This window comes from Streptomyces sp. NBC_00247, from assembly GCF_036188265.1.
GTDB lineage: Bacteria > Actinomycetota > Actinomycetes > Streptomycetales > Streptomycetaceae > Streptomyces.
In genome coordinates this window covers 3,761,482-3,781,704 of sequence record NZ_CP108093.1, presented here as the reverse complement: position 1 = coordinate 3,781,704, position 20,223 = coordinate 3,761,482, and the positions used below count along the sequence as shown (strand labels likewise).

Annotated in this window: 19 protein-coding genes; 14 read left to right on the top strand and 5 right to left on the bottom strand. The window is 71.6% G+C overall.

The window, feature by feature from the left end:
* Positions 1-18 precede the first annotated feature (18 nt).
* Positions 19-942, top strand: coding sequence for a mycothiol synthase (gene mshD / locus OHT52_RS16070; RefSeq protein ID WP_328720821.1), 924 nt, complete (start codon positions 19-21; stop codon positions 940-942).
* 241 nt (positions 943-1,183) lie between these two features.
* Here the strand turns inward: mshD and OHT52_RS16065 are convergent, their stop codons facing one another.
* Positions 1,184-2,422, bottom strand: a complete 1,239-nt coding sequence (locus OHT52_RS16065) for an IS4 family transposase (protein WP_328720820.1) — start codon at positions 2,420-2,422, stop codon at positions 1,184-1,186.
* Between the two features lie 336 nt (positions 2,423-2,758).
* Here OHT52_RS16065 and OHT52_RS16060 point away from each other — a divergent pair, with 336 nt between their 5' ends.
* From OHT52_RS16060 to pstB, 10 genes are all read left to right on the top strand, one after another.
* Positions 2,759-3,244 (top strand): GntR family transcriptional regulator, encoded by a 486-nt coding sequence (locus tag OHT52_RS16060; RefSeq protein WP_328720819.1) that lies wholly within the window; start codon positions 2,759-2,761, stop codon positions 3,242-3,244.
* Positions 3,241-4,158 (top strand): ABC transporter ATP-binding protein, encoded by a 918-nt coding sequence (locus OHT52_RS16055; RefSeq protein ID WP_328720818.1) that lies wholly within the window; start codon positions 3,241-3,243, stop codon positions 4,156-4,158. The genes OHT52_RS16060 and OHT52_RS16055 overlap by 4 nt, the downstream gene beginning before the upstream one ends.
* The gene (locus OHT52_RS16050; protein ID WP_328720817.1) at positions 4,155-5,174 is read left to right on the top strand and encodes a hypothetical protein; all 1,020 of its coding nucleotides are present in this window, start codon (positions 4,155-4,157) and stop codon (positions 5,172-5,174) included. Before OHT52_RS16055 ends, OHT52_RS16050 begins: the two co-directional genes overlap by 4 nt.
* Before the next feature lie 393 nt (positions 5,175-5,567).
* Entirely contained in the window at positions 5,568-7,841 is a 2,274-nt protein-coding gene (locus OHT52_RS16045; protein ID WP_328720816.1) for an RNA degradosome polyphosphate kinase, read from the top strand.
* Entirely contained in the window at positions 7,828-8,838 is a 1,011-nt protein-coding gene (locus OHT52_RS16040; RefSeq protein WP_443046589.1) for a CHAD domain-containing protein, read from the top strand. The genes OHT52_RS16045 and OHT52_RS16040 overlap by 14 nt, the downstream gene beginning before the upstream one ends.
* Positions 8,835-9,251, top strand: a complete 417-nt coding sequence (locus tag OHT52_RS16035; RefSeq protein ID WP_328720814.1) for an NUDIX hydrolase — start codon at positions 8,835-8,837, stop codon at positions 9,249-9,251. Before OHT52_RS16040 ends, OHT52_RS16035 begins: the two co-directional genes overlap by 4 nt.
* A 327-nt stretch (positions 9,252-9,578) precedes the next feature.
* Positions 9,579-10,724 (top strand): phosphate ABC transporter substrate-binding protein PstS, encoded by a 1,146-nt coding sequence (gene pstS, locus OHT52_RS16030; protein WP_328720813.1) that lies wholly within the window; start codon positions 9,579-9,581, stop codon positions 10,722-10,724.
* Between the two features lie 300 nt (positions 10,725-11,024).
* Complete coding sequence (gene pstC / locus OHT52_RS16025; protein WP_328720812.1) at positions 11,025-12,020, top strand: phosphate ABC transporter permease subunit PstC; 996 nt, start codon at positions 11,025-11,027, stop codon at positions 12,018-12,020.
* The gene (gene pstA / locus OHT52_RS16020) at positions 12,017-13,087 is read left to right on the top strand and encodes a phosphate ABC transporter permease PstA (protein ID WP_328720811.1); all 1,071 of its coding nucleotides are present in this window, start codon (positions 12,017-12,019) and stop codon (positions 13,085-13,087) included. Before pstC ends, pstA begins: the two co-directional genes overlap by 4 nt.
* Positions 13,088-13,116: 29 nt before the next feature.
* Positions 13,117-13,893 (top strand): phosphate ABC transporter ATP-binding protein PstB, encoded by a 777-nt coding sequence (pstB, locus tag OHT52_RS16015; protein WP_328720810.1) that lies wholly within the window; start codon positions 13,117-13,119, stop codon positions 13,891-13,893.
* A 256-nt stretch (positions 13,894-14,149) separates the two neighbouring features.
* On the opposite strand, the gene OHT52_RS16010 is transcribed toward pstB, so the two are convergent.
* Complete coding sequence (locus OHT52_RS16010) at positions 14,150-15,148, bottom strand: inorganic phosphate transporter (protein WP_328720809.1); 999 nt, start codon at positions 15,146-15,148, stop codon at positions 14,150-14,152.
* A gap of 5 nt (positions 15,149-15,153) precedes the next feature.
* Complete coding sequence (locus OHT52_RS16005) at positions 15,154-15,774, bottom strand: DUF47 domain-containing protein (RefSeq protein ID WP_266706158.1); 621 nt, start codon at positions 15,772-15,774, stop codon at positions 15,154-15,156.
* A gap of 284 nt (positions 15,775-16,058) precedes the next feature.
* Between OHT52_RS16005 and OHT52_RS16000 the strand changes: the two genes are divergently transcribed.
* Positions 16,059-16,433: a metal-sensitive transcriptional regulator gene (locus OHT52_RS16000; protein WP_328720808.1), complete on the top strand. Its 375-nt coding sequence runs from the start codon at positions 16,059-16,061 to the stop codon at positions 16,431-16,433.
* 156 nt (positions 16,434-16,589) lie between these two features.
* Here the strand turns inward: OHT52_RS16000 and OHT52_RS15995 are convergent, their stop codons facing one another.
* Together OHT52_RS15995 and OHT52_RS15990 are read right to left on the bottom strand one after the other, a co-directional pair.
* On the bottom strand, positions 16,590-16,793 hold the full coding sequence (locus tag OHT52_RS15995; RefSeq protein ID WP_328720807.1) for a hypothetical protein: 204 nt from the start codon (positions 16,791-16,793) through the stop codon (positions 16,590-16,592).
* A 309-nt stretch (positions 16,794-17,102) separates the two neighbouring features.
* A complete protein-coding gene (locus OHT52_RS15990) occupies positions 17,103-17,945 on the bottom strand; it encodes a hypothetical protein (RefSeq protein ID WP_328720806.1) in 843 nt (280 codons plus the stop codon).
* Positions 17,946-18,101: 156 nt separating this feature from the next.
* Here OHT52_RS15990 and OHT52_RS15985 point away from each other — a divergent pair, with 156 nt between their 5' ends.
* Positions 18,102-18,332, top strand: coding sequence for a hypothetical protein (locus tag OHT52_RS15985; RefSeq protein ID WP_328720805.1), 231 nt, complete (start codon positions 18,102-18,104; stop codon positions 18,330-18,332).
* A 167-nt stretch (positions 18,333-18,499) separates the two neighbouring features.
* Positions 18,500-20,170 carry an FAD-binding oxidoreductase gene (locus OHT52_RS15980; protein WP_328720804.1) on the top strand — a complete coding sequence of 557 codons (1,671 nt, stop codon included), beginning with the start codon at positions 18,500-18,502 and terminating at the stop codon, positions 20,168-20,170.
* The last annotated feature ends 53 nt before the right edge of the window (positions 20,171-20,223 follow it).

Genomic DNA, 20,223 nt, shown 5'->3' with positions numbered 1-20,223 from the left:
CGCCGTACGCTCGTCCGTATGACGACTGACGTACCCCTCCCCGCGCCCGGCCGCGAGATCCAGACACTGGACGTGCTCGCACCCGTTCAGGCCGACGCCGTACTCGATCTGCTCGCCGAAGCCGCCCGGGCGGACGGCCGGCAGGCGGTCTCCGAACAGGGGCGGCTCTACCTCCGGGGCGGCCACCGGACCGGCGTACGCCACCTGCTGCTGACCAGCGGCGGCGTGCTGGCCGGGTACGCGCAGCTGGAGGACACCGACCCCGTGGAGGCCCCGGCCGCCGAACTCGTCGTCCTCCCCGAACAGCGCGGCCACGGCCACGGCCGGGCCCTGGGCGCCGCATTGCTCGCCGCCAGCGGCAAGCGTCTGCGGGTGTGGGCGCACGGCGGCGGCCCGGCCGCCCGCCACCTCTCGCAGGTGCTCGGGCTCAGCCTCTTCCGCGAGCTGCGCCAGCTCCGCCGCCCGCTGGTCCCGCTCGACATCCCGGAACCGGTGCTGCCGAAGGGCGTCACCGTACGCACCTTCGTGCCCGGCCAGGACGACGCCGCCTGGCTCGCCGTGAACAGCGCCGCCTTCGCCCACCACCCGGAACAGGGCGCCCTCACCCAACGGGACCTGGACGACCGCCTGGCCGAGTCCTGGTTCGACCCGAAGGGCTTCTTCCTGGCCGAGCGCGACGGCGAGCTCGTCGGCTTCCACTGGACCAAGGTGCACGCCGAGGAGCACCTCGGCGAGGTGTACGTGGTCGGCATCCGGCCCGACGCCCAGGGCGGCGGCCTCGGCAAGGCGCTCACCGCCATCGGCCTGCGCCACCTCGCCGCCGAGGGGCTGCCCGACGCGATGCTCTACGTGGACGCGGACAACGTGGCGGCCGTGACGGTGTACGAGCGGATGGGCTTCACCACCCACGAGGTGGACCTGATGTACCGCACGGAGTCCTGACACCCCCACCGTCGACCGACGTGTGGTCACCTTCGGCCCCCTAGGCCCAATACCGGTGATTTAGGTTGGTTTCCGGCTGGTTGGGGTGGCTCTGGTTGGCCTGACCAGCCGGACCGTCGGGATGTCTGGCAGTGGTGGGCTGTGGTGCTCGGTTCGTTTGAGGGCCCAGTTGGACATCTTGCGTTTGATCACGCGGGGGTTGGAGCGTAACCGCCGTGCGGGCAGCGGTCGTTCGGTGATCTCACGCAGGCTCTGGGTGAGGGACCGGGTCAGTCGTGAGGGGGGAAAGCGCCGCCTGCCCGGTGACGTGGCGGCGGACGACGCGCAGGGTGCGGGTGAAGGAGATCCGGTCGGGATCATGGCCGGTTTTGAGGGCGGCCTGGTGCATCAGGTCCCGCAGCGCGTGGTGGACCAGCAGGAACGCGAAGATCTCCTGTTCGACGCCGCGTGGGTAGCGGGAACGCAGCACCAGCCCTGGGACGCCTTGGTGGTTCTTGATCTCGTCCAGGGTGTTCTCGATCTCCCACCGCTGGGCATAGACGGCGGCGAGTTCCTCGGCCGGTGCCTGGTCGGGGTCGAGGAGGGTGGTGATCAGCCGGTAGACGGTGCCGCCGTCGCGTGGGCCGAGGACGTACTCGATCACCCGCACCCGCTCGGGGTCCGCGCGCCGATAATTGTCCCGCGCGGCGACGATCTCCGACACGTAGGAGCCGTCGGCGAGGGTTTCCAGGACCGGCAGCACCACGACGCTGCGGACCCGCCACAGCAGGTCCGCACCGCCCGCCTTCGCAGCCCGCCACAGGTCGAGGCCGCAAAAGCCCCGGTCGGCGAGCAGGAGCATCCCCTTCGTCAGCGCGGGGAACAACTGCCGGGCCAGCCCTGTCTCGTGGACCGTGAGCGGTCCGACCTCGGCCGCGAACACGGCATGGGTCCCGCACTCGGCCAGCGCCGCCACCCTCGCCTGCGGATACGCACTGCGGCCCTGCCCGCGACTGGTACCGGGACGCCCGAAGAACTGGGCGTTCGCCGCGGTGTCCGGAACATCGAAAACGGTGCCGTCCACCGCGACCAGCCGCCACTGCCGGTACCAGGCACCCTGCGTCCGCGCGACCGCCACCGGCCGGCACACCCGGGCGAACAGGACCCGCAACGGCTCCGGCCCCAGCCGCAACCGGGCCCGACCGATCGCCGCCGTCGTGGGCACCCGCCAGACCGCCGCCCACCGGCCCTCCCGCTCCAGCCCCTGAACCAGAAGCCGAGCCACCTCTTCATAGCCCTGCCCGAAGAACAGACACATCGCCAGAACGAAATAGACCACCACCCGCGCCGGCAGCAGACGCGTCCGCTGCTCCACCCTGCCGCACTCGGCGACCACCTCATCGACCAGCTCCGGCGGAAACGCCCGCGTCAGCACCCCCAACGCGATCCGGTCCGAAAACCGATCAACACCTGACGACTTCACCTGACCCGGCCTTGGCACAACCCACCCAACGACCAGAAACCACCAAAGTCACCGGTATTGCCCCTAGGCCGTGTGTCGAAAGTCCCGCCTGTCCGGCGACGCCCGGCACGCACGCTCGCCGCGTTGTCGGGGTCGCCCCGATACATCCAGTATCGGGGCGCCCCTCCGCCTTGCGGTCGCACGCACCGGACGCCGCCGGACCCGCCCTCCGGGCGGACGGCGCCACTTTCGACACACGCCCTAGCACCGCATAAGTGCCGGATACTCGAACTGCCCCAGGGGCGGCGTCACTTGACGCCGCCCCTTCTTTGCCCCACCCTTTCACTACTCAACTAGTGAAAGGGTGTTGACCGCATGGCAGAGTCCGCAGCGGTCGAGTTCCGCATCGACCGGCGCAGCGGTGTCGCCACCTACATGCAGATCGTCCAGCAGACGAAACAGGCGCTGCGCCTGGGAGTTCTGCGTCCCGGCGACCGGCTGCCCACCGCGCGCGAGGTCGTCGAGGCCACCGCGATCAACCCGAACACCGTGCTCAAGGCCTACCGCGAGCTGGAGCGCGAGGGACTGGCCGAAGGCCGCCGCGGCCTCGGCACCTTCGTCCGGCGCACCCTCGGCGGCGCGGCCCACGAGAACCCGGACTCCTCGCTCCGCGCCGAACTCGCCGACTGGGTCGGCCGGGCGCGCGCCGCAGGCCTGGAACGGGACGACATGACAGCCCTCTTCACGGCGGTACTGGACGGTGCGCCCACAGGGGGCGGCACGTCGGAGGTGAGCGGCGGACCGGCGCCGCACGGCACGGCACAGACGAACAGCGCGAACGAGGGGGAAACGAACGCATGACAGTCGCCGCGATCGAGGCCGACGGCCTCGGCACGACGTACCGGCGCGGGAAGGACGCATGGGCCCTGCGCCACTGCTCCTTCCGGCTGCCCGCCGGGCGGATAGCCGCCCTCGTCGGCCCCAACGGGGCCGGCAAGTCCACCCTGCTCGCCCTCGCCGCCGGGGTGCTCCGCCCCGCCGAGGGGACCCTCCGGGTGCTCGGCACCTCACCGGCCGAAGCCCGCGCCCGCATCGGGTACGTGGCCCAGGAGAAGCCGCTCTACGGGCAGCTGACCGTGGCACAGACCCTGCTGACCGGCGCGGAACTCAACCCGGGCAGCTGGGACGCGGAGACCGCCGAGCGGTTCGTCGGGGACCTGCCGCGCACCGCGCGGGTCCGTACCCTCTCCGGCGGCTCCCGCACCCGGCTCGCCCTGGCCCTCGCCCTCGGCAAGCGGCCCGAACTCCTGCTGCTGGACGAGCCGATGGCCGATCTCGACCCGCTGGTCCGCCACCGCCTGATGGGCCTGCTGATGGCCGAGGCCGCCGAGCACGGCACCACCATCGTCATGTCCTCGCACATCCTCACCGAGCTGGAGGGCGCCTGCGACCACCTCCTGCTCGTCGACGGAGGCCGGGTCCGGCTCGCCGGGGACACCGAGGAGATCCTCGCCACACACGCCGTACTCACCGGGCAGGCCGCCGACCTCGCCCCGCACACGGTGGTCGAGTCCCGCGCCACGGGCCGCCAACTCACCGCGCTGGTACGGCCGAAGGGCCCGGTGGACCAGAACGCCTGGCAAATCACCACCCCGTCCCTGGAGGAACTGCTGCTCGCCCACCTCCGGTCCCCCGACGCCCCGCCGCTGACGATCGCCGACCCCGGCCAGGACAGTGCCCGCCACGAGGAATCCCGGACGGTGACCGCGCCATGAGCACCCTCGCCCCGCCCCGCCCCGCCCCGCCCGGCCGCGCCACCGCCTCCACCGGTCTGCGCGGCCCCGCCCGGCTCGTCGTCCGCCAGCACCTGCGCGCGTTCCAGCTGCTGATCCTCCTCACCGTGCTCGCGGTCGCCGGGCTGGTGGCCGTCGCCCTCTGGGTCGGACACGACGCCGCCGCCTTCGCCCGCACCGGCTGCCAGGTGGGCAGCAACACCCCGACCCACGCCTGTGCGCAGTCCGTAGGCGATTACCTGGGCAGCCAGCAGCACCTCCGCACCGCCCGGAGCTGGGTCGAGCTGCTCCTGGTCCTCCTGCCCGCCGTGTACGGGGCGTTCATGGCGGGCCCGGCGATCGGCCGCGAACTGGAGAGCGGCACCCACCGCCTCGCCTGGACCCAGTCCGTGTCGCCCGCCCGCTGGCTCACCGCGAAGCTGGCCGTGCCCACCGCGGCGGCCGTGGCGGCCACCCTCGTACTGACGGGCATCACCGCCTGGGCCGCGGGACAGTCCGAGGAGTACAACGAAGGGTGGTACTTCGACGGGGTGCGCTCCGCGAGCGGAGTGCTCCCCCTCGCCTACGCCCTCTTCGGCCTGGCCGTCGGCACCTTCACCGGCCTGCTGCTGCGGCGCACCCTCGCGTCCATCGCCGTCACCGTGGTCGCCCACGGCATCGTGGCCTACGGGCTCAGCCGGGGACGGGCCCGCCTCTGGCCGACGGTGACGGCCACCTACGGGACGTCCGAGAACTCCGACTTCCACGCGGACCGCTGGGTGACCGGCTGGGGCTACCTCACGAGCACCGGTGAACGCCTGAGTGGCGACACCTGCGCCGGCCCCGCCAGGGAGAGCGACCCGTGCATGGACGCCCTCGGCGTCACCCAACGCTACGTGGACTACCACCCGGAGTCCCACCGGTGGCCGCTCCAGCTCGTGGAGAGCGGCATCCTGCTCGCCGCCGCGGCCCTGGCCGTGTACCTCGCCTACCGGCTGCTGCGCCGCCTGCACGCCTGACCCGGCCCCGCAACCCCCGCACCAGCAGGCCGCGCCGTCCGGGCTCCACGAGGGGGGAGCCCGGACGGCGCGGCCGTATACGCTCGGCGCCCCGCCGGTACGGTCGTACACCTTCCCGGCGTCCGGACAACCCGGGAGATACGCCCTACCGTCCCCCACAGGGGGCGCGTACCAGCAGGTGGGCGCCCCCTCGGGGCACCACCCCGCGTCCACACCGCTTCCTGCATGTCATGTCGCCGTTACCGTCCATTCAGACTCGCTTGCGACTCTCTCGGAATGCAGCCAGCTGTGCCCGCCCCCCGCAACGGAAAGCCCCAGCGCCCTCCCGGACCTTCCGCGATCTTTCCCCGCTCCGACGCGCCCATAGGGCCATTCAGCGGGAAGAATGGGTCCATGAGCCAGCAGCCCAGCGCCGATGCACCGGTCCAGCCCGCCGCCTCGTCAGCCTCTCCGGCCCAGCCGTCGGCCGGGTCCCCCGTCGCACACCGCCCGCCGGCGGTGTCCAAGGGTTCGCCGCGCTCGGCGGGGTTCTCCACCACCGCAGACCTGGACCATGGCCTCGACGCCGACGCCGGCTCCTACGAGCCGCGCCGCGACGGCGGCAGCCTTCCCGGGGACCGCTTCCTCGACCGGGAACGCAGCTGGCTCGCCTTCAACGAACGCGTTCTCGAACTGGCCGAGGACCCCGCGACGCCCCTCCTCGAACGGGCCAACTTCCTCGCCATCTTCGCGTCCAACCTGGACGAGTTCTTCATGGTCCGGGTCGCCGGCCTCAAGCGCCGCATCGCCACCGGCGTGGCCACCCGCTCCGCGTCCGGGCTCCAGCCCCGCGAGGTGCTGGAACAGATCTGGACCCGCTCCCGCGAACTCATGGCCCGGCACGCCGCCTGCTACCAGCAGGACATCGCCCCGGCCCTCTCCGACGAAGGCATCCAGCTGATCCGCTGGCCCGACCTCACGGAGAAGGAGCAGGCCCGCCTCTTCACCTTCTTCCGCCAGCGCGTCTTCCCCGTCCTCACCCCGCTCGCGGTGGACCCGGCGCACCCCTTCCCGTACATCTCCGGCCTCTCGCTCAACCTCGCCGTCGTCGTACGCAACCCGGTCAGCGGCCACCGCCACTTCGCCCGGGTCAAGGTGCCGCCGCTGCTCACCCGCTTCCTGGAGGCGTCCCCGCAGCGGTACGTCCCCATCGAGGACGTCATCGCCGCCCACCTCGAAGAGCTCTTCCCGGGCATGGAGGTGCTCGCCCACCACATGTTCCGGGTCACCCGGAACGAGGACCTGGAAGTCGAGGAGGACGACGCCGAGAACCTCCTCCAGGCCCTGGAGAAGGAGCTCATGCGGCGCCGCTTCGGGCCGCCGGTCCGCCTGGAGGTCGAGGAGTCCATCGACCCCTACGTCCTCGACCTGCTCGTCCGCGAGCTGAAGGTCACCGACGCCGAGGTCTACCCGCTGCCCGGCCCGCTCGACCTCACCGGACTCTTCGGCATAGCGTCCCTGGACCGGCAGGAGCTGAAATACCCCAAGTTCGTCGCCGGCACCCACCGCGACCTCGCCGAGGTCGAGTCCGCGTCCGCGCCGGACATCTTCGCCGCGCTCCGCGAACGGGACGTGCTGCTCCACCACCCGTACGACTCCTTCTCCACCTCCGTCCAGGCGTTCCTGGAACAGGCGGCGGGCGACCCGGACGTGCTGGCGATCAAGCAGACGCTCTACCGCACCTCCGGCGACTCCCCGATAGTGGACGCCCTCATCGACGCCGCCGAGTCCGGCAAGCAGGTCCTCGTCCTCGTCGAGATCAAGGCCCGCTTCGACGAACAGGCCAACATCAAGTGGGCCCGCAAGCTGGAAGAGGCCGGCTGCCACGTCGTCTACGGCCTCGTCGGGCTCAAGACCCACTGCAAGCTGTCGCTCGTCGTCCGCCAGGAGGGCGACACCCTGCGCCGCTACTCCCACGTCGGCACCGGCAACTACCACCCCAAGACGGCCCGGCTCTACGAGGACATCGGCCTGCTCACCGCCGACCCGCAGGTCGGCGCCGACCTCTCCGACCTCTTCAACCGGCTCTCCGGCTACTCCCGCCGCGAGACCTACCGCCGACTGCTCGTCGCCCCCAAGTCGCTCCGCGACGGGCTCGTCGCCCGCATCAACAAGGAGATCGCCCACCACCGCGCCGGGCGCCCCTCCTACGTCCGCTTCAAGGTCAACTCCATGGTCGACGAAGCGATCATCGACGCCTGCTACCGGGCGTCGCAGGCCGGAGTCCCCGTGGACATCTGGGTACGCGGCATCTGCGCGATACGCCCCGGAGTCGCCGGCCTCTCGGAGAACATCCGGGTCCGCTCCATACTCGGCCGCTTCCTCGAACACTCGCGGCTCTTCTCCTTCGGCAACGGAGGCGAGCCCGAGGTCTGGTTCGGCAGCGCCGACATGATGCACCGCAACCTCGACCGCCGGATCGAAGCCCTGGTCCGGGTCACCGACCCCGCCCACCGCGCCGCACTCAGCCGGCTCCTGGAGACCGGCATGGCCGACACGACCTCGTCGTGGCACCTGGGTCCCGACGGCGAATGGACCCGCCACTCCACCGACGCGGACGGCCAGCCCCTGCGGCACGTACAGGAAATGCTCATTGATGCACGGAGGCGCAGGCGTGCGACGCCCTGACCAGCAGACGCCCGGTACCGCCACGGCACTGACCGCCGAGGCGGTACTGGCGCCCTACCTCCGCGCCCAGGCGGCCGACTTCCTGCGAAGTCTGCGCCTGCACCGCGAACAGAGCGCCCCCACGGATTCCGGCGGCCGCGGCACCGAAGAGGCCGCCCGCGCGCTGCGCCGGTCCGCCCGCCGCATCAGCGGGACCCTGCACACCTTCAAGGGGCTCCTCGACCCCGGCTGGGCCGACCAGCTCCGCGCCGAACTGGCCTGGCTCTCCGGCACCCTCGCCCGCGAGCACGACTGCTCCACCCGGCTCCTGCGGCTCCTCGAAGCCCTCCACCACCTGTCCGGCGCCCACCTCCCGGCCGCCCGCAGTGGCAAGGCCCCCGCCGGCGCCGGCGGGGGCGCCGGTACCGACCGGGCGGCCATGGACGTCGGCGCGGCCCGCGCCGGAGCCCTGCTGGAACGCCAGCTCACCCTGGCCCGCACCCGTGCCCACTCCGCAGCCCTCCAGGCACTCGGCTCCTCCCGCTTCCACGCGGTCGCCGACTCCGTCGCGCTACTGGCCTCCGAGGTGCCGCTGACCGCCCGAGCCGGCGCACCCGCCGCCGAAACCCTCCTCGACCCCGCCGAACACGCCCGGCAGCAGCTGCTCGGAGCCGTCGCGGCCCTGCCGCCCGGCGACGGGGCGGACGTCTACAACGAGGCGCACGACGCGCACTGGCACCAGATCCGGCTGCTGCTCCGCCTGCACCGGTACGCCCACGAGGTCGTGGCCGGCACCCCCGACCCGGTCCTCACCGGTCCGGAGCGCGCCCTCGACCTGCACCGGGAGGCCTCCGAGGCCGCCTCGGCCGCCTCCGCGGCGGCCCGCACCCCCCGCATCGCCCCGGCCACCGCGTACGCCCTCGGCGTGCTCCACGCCGACCAGCGCCACGAGGTCGACGCCGCGCGCTGCGTGTTCCGCGAGACCTGGCCGTACGCGGCGGCCGTGGCGGCGCCATGAGCCCGCCCGGACCGGTGGTCGCCGCCGGCTGCGTGCTCTGGCGCCGCTCCCCGTACGACGGCGGGCTCGAGGTCTGCCTCGTGCACCGGCCCCGGTACGACGACTGGTCGCACCCCAAGGGGAAGCTGAAGCGTGGCGAGGAACCGCGGGACGCGGCGGTCCGCGAGGTGCTGGAGGAGACCGGCCACCACTGCGAGCCCGGCGCCGCGCTGCCGATGCTGCGGTACGAGGTGAACGGGCACCCCAAGGAGGTCTTCTACTGGGAGGCCCCCGCCACGGGCGGAGCCTTCGTACCCAACGACGAGGTGGACCGCGTCGCCTGGCTCTCCCCCGCCGCCGCCCGCGACCGGCTGACCCGCCCCGCCGACCGGGTGCCGCTCGACGCGATGATCGCCGCCCGGCCGGACGCCTGACGGTCCGGGCGACCTGAGCGGCCCGGGCGGCCCTGCGGGTCAGCGGGGGTCTCCCCGCCGTGCCACCCCGTACGCCTCACGCCTACGGGGTGGCACCCGTGCGCCGGAGCGGGGCCGGACCGCGCCCAGGAACACCCCGGGGGGCCGCGACCCCGCACCGTCCCGCACGGTTCACCTTCCGTTCACTCCTCCCCGTAGGCCGCTTCACCTGTTCTGCCTAATTTCGGACTTACACGGTGCGAGGCGCTCAGCCAACGCACCACTCCTCATCGCACGCCGTCGTAGAACGTATCGACCACGGCGGCTCCTGGAAGGAAACACCCGAAAGTGAAGCTTCAGCGCAAGAACCGGCTTCGTGCCACCGCGCTCGGTGCCCTCGCCGTCTCCGGCGCCCTGGTCCTCACGGCGTGCGGTTCGGACGACAACACCAGCAGCGACGCGACGAGCGGTGGCTCCAGCCAGTCCGCCTCCGCCGCCGCCTCGGACATCTCCTGCGACGGTGCCACCGGCCAGCTGCTGGCCTCCGGTTCCAGCGCGCAGAAGAACGCCGTGGACCTCTGGGTGAAGAACTACATGGCCGCCTGCTCCGGCGTCGAGGTCAACTACAAGTCCTCCTCCTCCGGTGAAGGCATCATCGCCTTCAACCAGGGCACCGTCGGCTTCGCCGGCTCCGACTCCGCGCTGAAGCCGGAAGAGGTCGCCGACTCGAAGAAGATCTGCAAGACCGGCCAGGGCATCAACCTCCCGATGGTCGGCGGCCCGATCGCGATCGGCTTCCACCTCGAAGGTGTCGACAGCCTGACGCTGGACGCCCCCACCCTCGCGAAGATCTTCGACACGAAGATCAAGAAGTGGAACGACGCGGCCATCGCCAAGCTCAACCCGGGCGTCGACCTGCCGGACAAGGCGATCCAGCCCTTCCACCGCTCCGAGGACTCCGGCACCACGCAGAACCTCGGCAAGTACCTCGCCGCCACCGCCGCGGACGACTGGAAGTACGAGCCCGAGAAGAAGTGGCCGGCCCCCGGTGGCCAGGCCGCGACCGGCTCCGCCGGCGTCGCCGCCCAGGTGAAGCAGGTCGACGGAGCGATCGGCTACTTCGAGCTCTCGTACGCCTCCTCGCAGTCGATCTCCACCGTCGACATCAACACCGGTGCCGCCGCCCCGGTCAAGGCCTCCCCGGAGACCGCCTCCGCCGCCATCGCCGCCGCCAAGATCAAGGGCACCGGCAAGGACCTGGCGCTCGACCTCGACTACACCACCAAGGCCGAGGGCGCCTACCCGATCGTCCTGGTCACGTACGAGGTCGTCTGCGACACCGGCAACAAGGCCGAGACCCTTCCGACGGTCAAGTCCTTCCTGACCTACACCGCCTCCGACGCGGGCCAGAAGCTCCTCACCGAGGCCGGCTACGCGCCGATCCCGGCCGAGATCAACGCGAAGGTCCGCGAGACCATCTCGGCCCTCTCCTAGTCACACAGCTCCACGTGACACCGGCTCCACGTCACACCAGCTCCTCGTGACACCGGCTCCACGTCACACCAGCTCCTCGTGACACCGGCTCCACGTCACACCAGCGACACCTCCGCCTCCGGGCGGAACCCCGTGCGGCCCGGCCCCTCGTCCGGACCGGGCCGCACGGCCACGAACGACCGGCGGCAGGTCGGGCAGGGGCCCCGAAAGGGGCGTCGGCCACCGGCCGGCCGCCGCGCTTTCCCATCCGGTGCACCGCCGCCAGGGGAGCCCCGCTCCCTCACACAGACCGGAAAGACCATGGCCTCCACCACACCGATAGACATCCCACCGGCACCGCCGGCCCGCCAGAGCCGCCCCGCCACGTCCGGCGGGCGCGCGGGCGACAAGATCTTCCTGGGCCTCTCCCGGGGCTCCGGCATCCTGCTTCTCGTGATCATGGCGTCCATCGCCGTGTTCCTCACCTACCGCGCCGTACTCGCCGTCTCGAAGGACGAGGGCAACTTCCTCACCACCTTCGACTGGAACCCGGCGGGCGACCCTCCGGTCTTCGGCATCGCGGTCCTGCTCTTCGGCACCGTCGTCAGCTCGATCGTCGCGATGGTCATCGCGGTCCCGGTCGCTGTCGGCATCGCCCTCTTCATCTCGCACTACGCACCGCGCAAGCTGGCCGCGCCGCTCTCCTACGCGGTCGACCTGCTCGCCGCGGTCCCCTCGATCGTGTACGGCATCTGGGGCGCCCTCGTCCTGGTCCCGCACCTGGAGGGCCTCAACCTCTGGCTCGACCAGTTCTTCGGCTGGACGTACCTCTTCGAGAAGACCGAAGTCGGCGTCGCCCGCTCGCTCTTCACCGTCGGCATCCTGCTCGCGATCATGATCCTGCCGATCGTGACCAGCGTCAGCCGCGAGGTCTTCCTCCAGGTCCCGCGGATGAACGAGGAAGCCGCCCTGGCGCTGGGCGCCACCCGCTGGGAGGTCATCCGCCTCTCGGTGCTGCCCTTCGGCCGTTCCGGCGTGATCTCCGCCTCGATGCTCGGCCTGGGACGCGCACTCGGCGAGACGATGGCCGTCGCCACGGTCCTCTCGCCCAGCTTCCTCATCTCGTTCCACCTGCTCAACCCGGGCGGCGGCACCTTCGCCCAGAACATCGCCGCGAAGTTCGACGAGTCCACCCAGTTCGGGCGTGACGCCCTGATCGCCTCCGGTCTCGTCCTCTTCGTGCTCACCCTGCTGGTCAACGGCGCGGCCCGGCTCATCATCGCCCGCCGCAAGGAGTACTCGGGGGCCAACGCATGAGCCACGCATCGACCGGCGTCCAGGACCGTCCGACGCCGTCCAAGGGCTCCCTCAGCAGTCGCGCCCTCCCGCGCTGGGCCCCGCTCGGTTTCGCCGTCGTCGCGATCCTCCTCGCCGTCGGCATCGGCTCGGCGGCAGGCCTGGACAGCCGTGTCCAGTGGGGCCTGATCGCCGCGCTGCTCTTCCTGGCGATCTCGTACGTGACCACCACGGTGGTCGAGAACCAGCGCCAGGCGAAGGACCGCCTCGCGACCAGCGTCGTCTGGGTCTGCTTCGTCCTCGCGATCATCCCGCTGGCCTCCCTGCTCTGGACCACGGCGGCCCGGGGAGCGAAGGTCCTCGACGGCTACTTCCTCACCCACTCGATGGCCGGAGTGCTCTCCGCCGAGCCGGGCGGCGGCGTCTACCACGCACTGGTCGGCACCCTGGAGCAGGTCGGCATCGCCACCGTCATCTCCGCGCCGATCGGCCTGCTCACCGCCGTCTACCTGGTGGAGTACGGCAAGGGCACCCTCGCCAAGGCGGTCACCTTCTTCGTCGACGTGATGACGGGCATCCCCTCCATCGTCGCCGGCCTCTTCATCCTCTCGATCATGCTCATGGCCGACCTCGGGCCGTCCGGCCTGATGGGCTCGCTCGCCCTGTCGATCCTGATGATCCCGGTCGTGGTCCGCTCCACCGAGGAGATGCTCAAGCTCGTCCCGAACGAGCTGCGCGAGGCGTCGTTCGCCCTCGGCATCCCGAAGTGGCGCACCATCTTGAAGGTGGTCCTCCCGACCGCGATCGGCGGCATCACCACGGGTGTCATGCTCGCCATCGCGCGTGTCGCCGGTGAGACCGCGCCGATCATCCTGCTCGTCTTCGGCAGCCAGCTGATCAACACCAACCCCTTCGACGGCCCCCAGTCCTCGCTCCCCTTCTACATCTGGGACCAGTACAAGGTCGGTTCCGAGGCGTCGTACGACCGCGCCTGGGGCGCGGCACTGGTGCTGATCGCCTTCGTCATGATCCTCAACTTGGTGGCCCGCGGCATCGCCCGCTGGAAGGCCCCGAAGACCAGCCGCTGACCGCGGCCACGAAAGAAGCAGTGATTCAGATGGCGAAGCGCATCGACGTCAGCGGCCTCACCGCCTACTACGGCAGCCACAAGGCCATCGAGGACATCTCGATGACCGTCGAACCCCGCTCCGTGACGGCCTTCATCGGCCCCTCCGGCTGCGGCAAGTCCACCTTCCTGCGCACCCTGAACCGGATGCACGAGGTCACCCCCGGTGGCCGCGTCGAGGGCAAGGTGCTGCTGGACGACGAGAACCTGTACGGATCGAACGTCGACCCGGTCACCGTGCGCCGCACGGTCGGCATGGTCTTCCAGCGCCCCAACCCCTTCCCGACCATGTCGATCTTCGACAACGTCGCGGCGGGCCTGAAGCTCAACGGCAAGTACCGCAAGAGCGAGCTGAACGACGTCGTCGAGAAGTCGCTCCAGGGCGCCAACCTCTGGAACGAGGTCAAGGACCGCCTGAACAAGCCGGGCTCCGGCCTCTCCGGCGGTCAGCAGCAGCGACTCTGCATCGCCCGCGCCATCGCGGTCGAGCCCGAGGTCCTGCTGATGGACGAGCCGTGCTCCGCGCTCGACCCGATCTCGACCCTCGCGGTCGAGGACCTGATCAGCGAGCTGAAGGAACGCTTCACGATCGTCATCGTGACGCACAACATGCAGCAGGCGGCGCGCGTCTCCGACCGCACGGCCTTCTTCAACCTCGCCGCGGTCGGCAAGCCGGGCCGTCTCATCGAGATAGACGAGACGGAGCGGATCTTCTCCAACCCGTCGGTCCAGGCGACCGAGGACTACATCTCGGGCCGCTTCGGCTGAGCCGGCCCCACCCCTCGCCCGCCCGGACACCCTCCGGGCCGGCGGACCCCGATCGGCCTCGCGGTGCTGCATGGCGGTGCCACCGCAAGGCACAAGGGGCCGCCCCCGTTCTCTTCGCGGAGAACGGGGGCGGCCCCTTCATTCACACACCGTCCGGTACGCGCCCCGGCGGATCGGGCGGTTCGGACGCTTCAGGCGCTTCAGGCGCACCGGACGGTCAGACGCTTCGGACGGTCAGGCGCTTCGGGCCCGGGTGTCAGCCGAAGAGCAGGTACACGATCCCGTAGCTCGCCGCGGCGACGAGCGCCGCCGCCGGCATGGTGATGAACCAGCCCAGGATGATGTTCTTGGCGACACCCCAGCGGACCGCGTTGACCCGCTTGGTCGCGCCGACACCCATGATCGCGGAGGTGATGACGTGCGTGGTGGAGATCGGGGCGTGGAAGAGGAACGACGAACCGAACATGATCGACGCGCCGGTCATCTCGGCCGCGAAACCCTGCGGCGGGTCCAGCTCGATGATCTTCCGGCCGAGCGTCCGCATGATGCGCCAGCCGCCCGCGTACGTACCGAGCGAGAGCATCAGCGCGCAGACGATCTTGACCCAGATCGGGATCTCGTCGTCCGGACCCTCGACGTCGGCGATGACCAGGGCCATCACGACGATACCCATCGTCTTCTGGGCGTCCTGGAGACCGTGGCCCAGCGCCATGGCCGCCGCCGAGACCGTCTGCGCGATCCGGAAACCACGCTTGGCCTTGTGCGGGTTGGACTTCCGGAACATCCACATGATCGCGACCATGAAGAGGTAGCCGACCACCAGGCCGATGACCGGGGAGAGGAACATCGGGATGACGATCTTCTCCAGCACCCCGTCCCAGTGCACCAGCGTCCCGCCGGCCAGCGCCGCCCCGACCATGCCGCCGAACAGCGCGTGCGAGGAGGAGGACGGCAGACCGAAGTACCAGGTCACGAGGTTCCAGACGACCGCGCCGACCAGCGCCGCGAAGAGGATGCCCATCCCCTTCGAGCCCTCGGGCGTGGCGATGAGCCCCTCACTGACCGTCTTGGCGACGCCCTGTCCGAGGAACGCGCCGGCCAGGTTCATCACCGCGGCCATCGCCAGAGCCGCCCGCGGGGTAAGAGCCCGGGTGGAGACCGAGGTGGCGATGGCGTTCGCGGAGTCGTGGAAGCCGTTCGTATACGTGAAGCCGAGCGCGACGCCAACGGTCACGATCAGCGCAAAGGTGTCCACTGGAGTCAGGACTCCTTGACCGCGATGGTCTCCACCGTGTTGGCGACGTGTTCGAACGCGTCGGCCGCCTCTTCCAGCACGTCGACGATCTGCTTGAGCTTCAGCACCTCGATGGCGTCGTACTTGCCGTTGAAGAGGTGGGCGAGCAGCTTGCGGTGGATCTGGTCCGCCTGGTTCTCCAGCCGGTTGACCTCGATCCAGTACTCGGTGAGGTTGTCCATGGTCCGCAGCCCCGGCATGGCCTCGGCGGTCAGCTCCGCCGCCCTGGCCAGCACCTCGATCTGCTGCTCGACACCCTTCGGGAGCTCCTCGACCTGGTACAGAACGACCAGGTCGACGGCCTCCTCCATGAAGTCCATGATGTCGTCGAGCGACGACGCGAGGTTGTAGATGTCCTCGCGGTCGAACGGCGTGATGAAGGAGGAGTTCAGCTGGTGGAAGATCGCGTGGGTGGCATCGTCCCCCGCGTGCTCCGCCGCCCGCATGCGCTCCGCGATCTCGGCTCGGGAGGAAGAATCCGCTCCGAGCAGTTCCATCAGGAGTTTCGAGCCCGTGACGATGTTGTCCGCGGATGCGGAAAACATGTCGTAGAAGCTCGTCTCCCTGGGGGTCAGACGAAAGCGCACGTGGGGTCCTCGGGATGCTTTGGATTCGGTCAGGCTGATGCTAGGCGCATCATCCGGCCACGGCTAACCGGCATTCTTCAGTGTCGCCCATCGATCAGCGTGATCAGCACGGCCCCCGGGTCACGTTTCGGCTCGATTCGTTACCATATACCCACCCGGGGTATACAGCCCGGGGAAAGTCCGGGCGGCGTCCGGCGACAGGCACGCCCCGGAACGGGTACCTCTCGGTACTCCCGCCTTCACGGCTGTCGGCGCGCACGGGTACGAGACAACGGGAGGACCGCATGACCACCACCGAGGCCACCGGGGAGAACGGCCCCACCCCGCCGGAACCCGTCGACCGGCCGGCCGGGACCGTCACCGACCACGACCGGGGCATCCACGGCTACCACTACCAGAAGGACGAGCACCTCAAGCGCCTGCGCCGGATCGAGGGGCAGATCCGCGGTCTCCAGCGGATGGTGGACGAGGACACCTACTGCATCGACATACTCACCCAGGTCTCGGCGTCCACCAAGGCGCTGCAGTCCTTCGCGCTCCAGCTGCTGGAGGAACACCTCCGCCACTGCGTCGCCGACGCCGCCGTCAAGGGCGGGGACGAGATCGACGCGAAGGTCGACGAGGCCACCAAGGCCATCGCGCGCCTCCTTCGCACCTGACGCCCGTCCGTTCCCGTCGCCGGCCGGCCCGCCGCCCGGTCCGCGCCCCCTCCGGTCGTGGCGCCACCGGTCGGGATGCCGCCACCGGTCGTGATGCTCGCGTGGGCGCCCGGACGTGACGCGTGACACGTGCCACGTGATCCCGGTCGGGTCCGGTCAGAGCCTGCGTTCGGCCCGGCGGGGAAAGCTGGACGCTCCGGCGGCCTCGCCCGCGTTGAGCACCTCGTCGATACGGTCCGGACTGAGCCGGTCCTCGGTGCTGGCCGATGCGGCGATCATCAACTCGCCGCAGAGTTCGATCTCGGCGAGAGCCACGTACTCCTGCGCGTTCGGAGCGCTGAGCGTCACCACCTGCGTCACCTCTCTCTACCGTCGCCGGCCCTTGGCGCAGACTCCCAGCGTAGGGATCGCCAAGCGCCGCGCGCATGACACGGACGGGCCATTTCGGCCCCTCCCAAGAGGGCTGCCCTCCCCCGTCGAACACCCGCACGCCCGGCCGGCGCCTCCGGCGAACGGCCCGTCCGCACGGGCACGACCATCGAATTCCAGCCACTCGCTCCGGCTCCGGCTCCGGGGGCGACCGCCACCATGGGTACGCGCGCTGTCGCCACCGCGGGTGCCCCCACCGCCGCCCCCGTCACCGCCACGCCCGCCACCGCCGCCGTCGCCTCAGCTCTGCCGGATCTCGCCCGTGTAGAGGTCCGCACCGTCCGGCAGGTCCACGGTGACCGGCACGCCGAACCCGTACAGCAGCATCGTCGAGACCACCGTCACCGCCGGCCCCTCGGCCGCGAAGGTGAAACGGTGGCGGACCTTCCGCAGCCGGCCCTCGTCGTCCAGGTAGGCGTCGAAGGGGACCGCGTGGGTGCGGAACCCGCCCGCCGCGGCCGTCAGCGCCGCCCGCGACAGGGGCGAGGCGGCCCCCGCCGCACTGCCGATGTCCGCGGTCCCCCGGTAGTGGCGGACCCCGATGCCCGCCAGCTCGGTCCGCCCCACGTACGTCACGCCCCGGGCCTCGCGCAGCAGCTCGGCCGCGGCCATCGGGTCGGTGACCCCTCCGGTGACGAGGTTGCCGTCCGCCAGCACCGTGGTGTCGATCCGCACCCACTTGTCTTCCGGGACTCCGGCCCCCCGGTTCTTCATGTAGAGCGCGCCCGGCGTCAGCAGCTCGGTGATCGGGCGGTGCTCCTGCGACCCGGCCGCGTCCTTCGGCAGCACCACCTTGATGCGGCCGAGCTGCTTGCGGAAGTCGTACGCGCCCTGGCCCCGGATCGTCACACGGGTGCCCCCGGCCGAGGTCTCCATCGAGGTGTTCGTCTCCGCCCCGCCGGATTCGGCGAGCACGTCCGCCGCCCGGTCGAGCACCAGCCCGGGCGGCTCCTCCGCCGGAGCACCCGCGACGGCCCCGCTCCCGCCGCCGGAACAACCGGCCAGCACGGCGAGCACCGCCGCCGCGGCCAGCGCGCGGACAGCCAGTGCCGCGCCTTCGCACCCGTGCTGCCGCACCACCATCGCCTGCCAACCCCCAACGACGTCACGCCGGAACCGGGCCCTCGCCCGTTCCGCATAACGACGACCGCCTCCCCCCGTCACGCCGGTCCACCCCGATCGGCGGCGGAGAGACCTGGACCCCTCCCGTCCGGGCCGCCCCGCCAGTACCGTGGGCACGTGCATCAGGAAGCTGTCCACCCTGCCCGGCGCACCCCGGCGTGCGCCGCCCCTCCCCCGGGCCCCCGCCTCCCGCCCGAGCCCGTTACCGCAGCTCAGGACCACGCCACGACCACCACCGAACGCGGCTCGTTCTGTCTCGCCCGCTGCTCCTGCGGCTGGTCCGGCCCCGCCCGCCGCTCCCGCGACCTGGCCCGCACCGACGCCGAACGCCACCGAACCACGGCCTGACCCCGCCCACCGGCACGCCGGTGACCGGACGAGGGCCCGAACCGCTCCCGGCCGCCCCGGCCACCGGACGAGGTCCCGAACCGCCCGCCCGCCGGTGCACACCGCGACCCGGACGCCCGGCGTCCTGCCCGGTCCTGTCACCGCCCGCACCGGGCCCCGGAGGTCCCATGAACCAGCAGCACCCCGCGGACCCGGCGATCCCCCCGGCCCGGCGCGCGAGCCCCGCCCCGGTCCCGTCGCTCGCCCGGCGCGCCGTCCTGGCCGCCGGGGCGTCCGCCGCGCTCACCGCCTGCTCCTCCCCGGACGCCCCCGCCGCAGGTCCCTCCGCGGCTTCCCCGTCGGGCGTGCCGCGCCCCGCCACCGGGTCCCCGGGGCCGCCCACGAACACCCCGGCCGCGTCCGCGGACAGCGCCCCGGCGGACTGGCCCGCACTCGGCCGTAGCCTCGACGGGACCCTCGTACGGCCCGGGGACTCCGCGTACGACACCGCCCGGCGGCTCTACAACACCCGCTTCGACACCCAGCGGCCCGCGGCCGTCGCCTACGTACGGCACGAGGACGACATACGCGAGTGCCTCGCCTTCGCCCGTGCGACCGGCACCCCCGTCGCGATCCGGAGCGGCGGCCACTCCTACGCGGGCCTGTCCGCCGGCACCGGGCGTCTGGTCGTCGACGTCTCCGCGATCGAAAGCGTCGACCGGGACGGCACCATCGGCGCGGGCGCCCGGCTCGGCGACATCTACCGGAGCCTCGGCGCCCACGGCCTCACCATCCCCGGCGGTTCCTGCGCCACGGTCGGCATATCCGGCCTCACCCTCGGCGGCGGCCACGGCGTGGCCTCTCGCGCGTACGGCCTGACCTGCGACAACCTCACCTCAGCCACCCTGGTCACCGCCGACGGCCGCACCCTGACCGCCGACGCCACCCGTCACAAGGACCTCTTCTGGGCGCTCCGCGGCGGGGGCAACGGCTCCTTCGGCGTCGTCACCCGCCTCCGCTTCCGTACCTCGCCCGCCCCGCGGACCGTCGTCTGCAACCTAGGCTGGCCGTGGTCCCGGGCCGGCGCGGTGCTCGCCGCCTGGCAGGAGTGGGGGCCCGACCAGCCGGACGAGATCTGGTCCTCCCTCCACTTCGAAGCGGGCACGGACGGCGCCGACCCGACCGTGTCGCTCGCGGCGTTCAGCCTCGGCACCTACGGCGACCTGCAGAACGCGGTGGACCGGCTCGCCGACCGCGCGGGGGCCTCCGCCTCCACCGTCTCCCTGCGCCGACGCGGCTACGAGGAAGCGATGCTGGCCTACGCGGGCTGCTCGGGCCTCACCGCCGACCAGTGCCATCTGCCCGGTACGACCCCGGGGCGCACGGCCCGGGGCGCCCTCGGGCGCGAGACGTACGCGGCGGCCTCCGACTTCTTCACCCGCTCGCTGCCGCCCGAAGGACTGCGCACCCTCACCGGTCGCGTCGAGGCGTTCACCCGGCAGCCCGCCGGCGAGGGCGCGAAGGGGTCGGTCATCCTCACGGCCCTCGGCGGAGCGGTCAACCGGGTCGCCCGGGACGCCACCGCCTTCGTGCACCGGGACTCCCGGATGCTCGCCCAGTACCTCGCCTCCTGGAGCCCGGACGCCTCCGGAACTTCGGCGACCGCCGCACAAGGGTGGCTGAAAAGCATCCATACGGCGATGGGTCCGCACGCCTCCGGAGAGGCGTACCAGAACTACACCGACCCCACGCTCACCGACTGGCGCCGCGCCTACTTCGGTCCGTCCGCCGACCGCCTCGGCAAGCTCCGCGACCAGTACGACCCCGAGCGGCTCTTCGCCGGACCGCAGACACCGTAGGACCGCCACGGTGACGGTCCTCTCCGTCTCCCACCCCGCGACGCGGCAGGGCG

What these genes read in the sequence shown, in the direction of transcription:
- pstB (WP_328720810.1), top strand. Translation starts at nt 13,117, where the DNA reads ATGGCGAAGCGCATCGACGTCAGCGGCCTCACCGCCTACTACGGCAGC.
- OHT52_RS16050 (WP_328720817.1), top strand. Translation starts at nt 4,155, where the DNA reads ATGAGCACCCTCGCCCCGCCCCGCCCCGCCCCGCCCGGCCGCGCCACC.
- OHT52_RS16000 (WP_328720808.1), top strand. Translation starts at nt 16,059, where the DNA reads ATGACCACCACCGAGGCCACCGGGGAGAACGGCCCCACCCCGCCGGAA.
- OHT52_RS15980 (WP_328720804.1), top strand. Translation starts at nt 18,500, where the DNA reads ATGAACCAGCAGCACCCCGCGGACCCGGCGATCCCCCCGGCCCGGCGC.
- OHT52_RS16035 (WP_328720814.1), top strand. Translation starts at nt 8,835, where the DNA reads ATGAGCCCGCCCGGACCGGTGGTCGCCGCCGGCTGCGTGCTCTGGCGC.
- mshD (WP_328720821.1), top strand. Translation starts at nt 19, where the DNA reads ATGACGACTGACGTACCCCTCCCCGCGCCCGGCCGCGAGATCCAGACA.
- OHT52_RS16060 (WP_328720819.1), top strand. Translation starts at nt 2,759, where the DNA reads ATGGCAGAGTCCGCAGCGGTCGAGTTCCGCATCGACCGGCGCAGCGGT.
- pstA (WP_328720811.1), top strand. Translation starts at nt 12,017, where the DNA reads ATGAGCCACGCATCGACCGGCGTCCAGGACCGTCCGACGCCGTCCAAG.
- OHT52_RS16045 (WP_328720816.1), top strand. Translation starts at nt 5,568, where the DNA reads ATGAGCCAGCAGCCCAGCGCCGATGCACCGGTCCAGCCCGCCGCCTCG.
- OHT52_RS16055 (WP_328720818.1), top strand. Translation starts at nt 3,241, where the DNA reads ATGACAGTCGCCGCGATCGAGGCCGACGGCCTCGGCACGACGTACCGG.
- pstC (WP_328720812.1), top strand. Translation starts at nt 11,025, where the DNA reads ATGGCCTCCACCACACCGATAGACATCCCACCGGCACCGCCGGCCCGC.
- OHT52_RS15990 (WP_328720806.1), bottom strand. Translation starts at nt 17,945, where the DNA reads ATGGTGGTGCGGCAGCACGGGTGCGAAGGCGCGGCACTGGCTGTCCGC.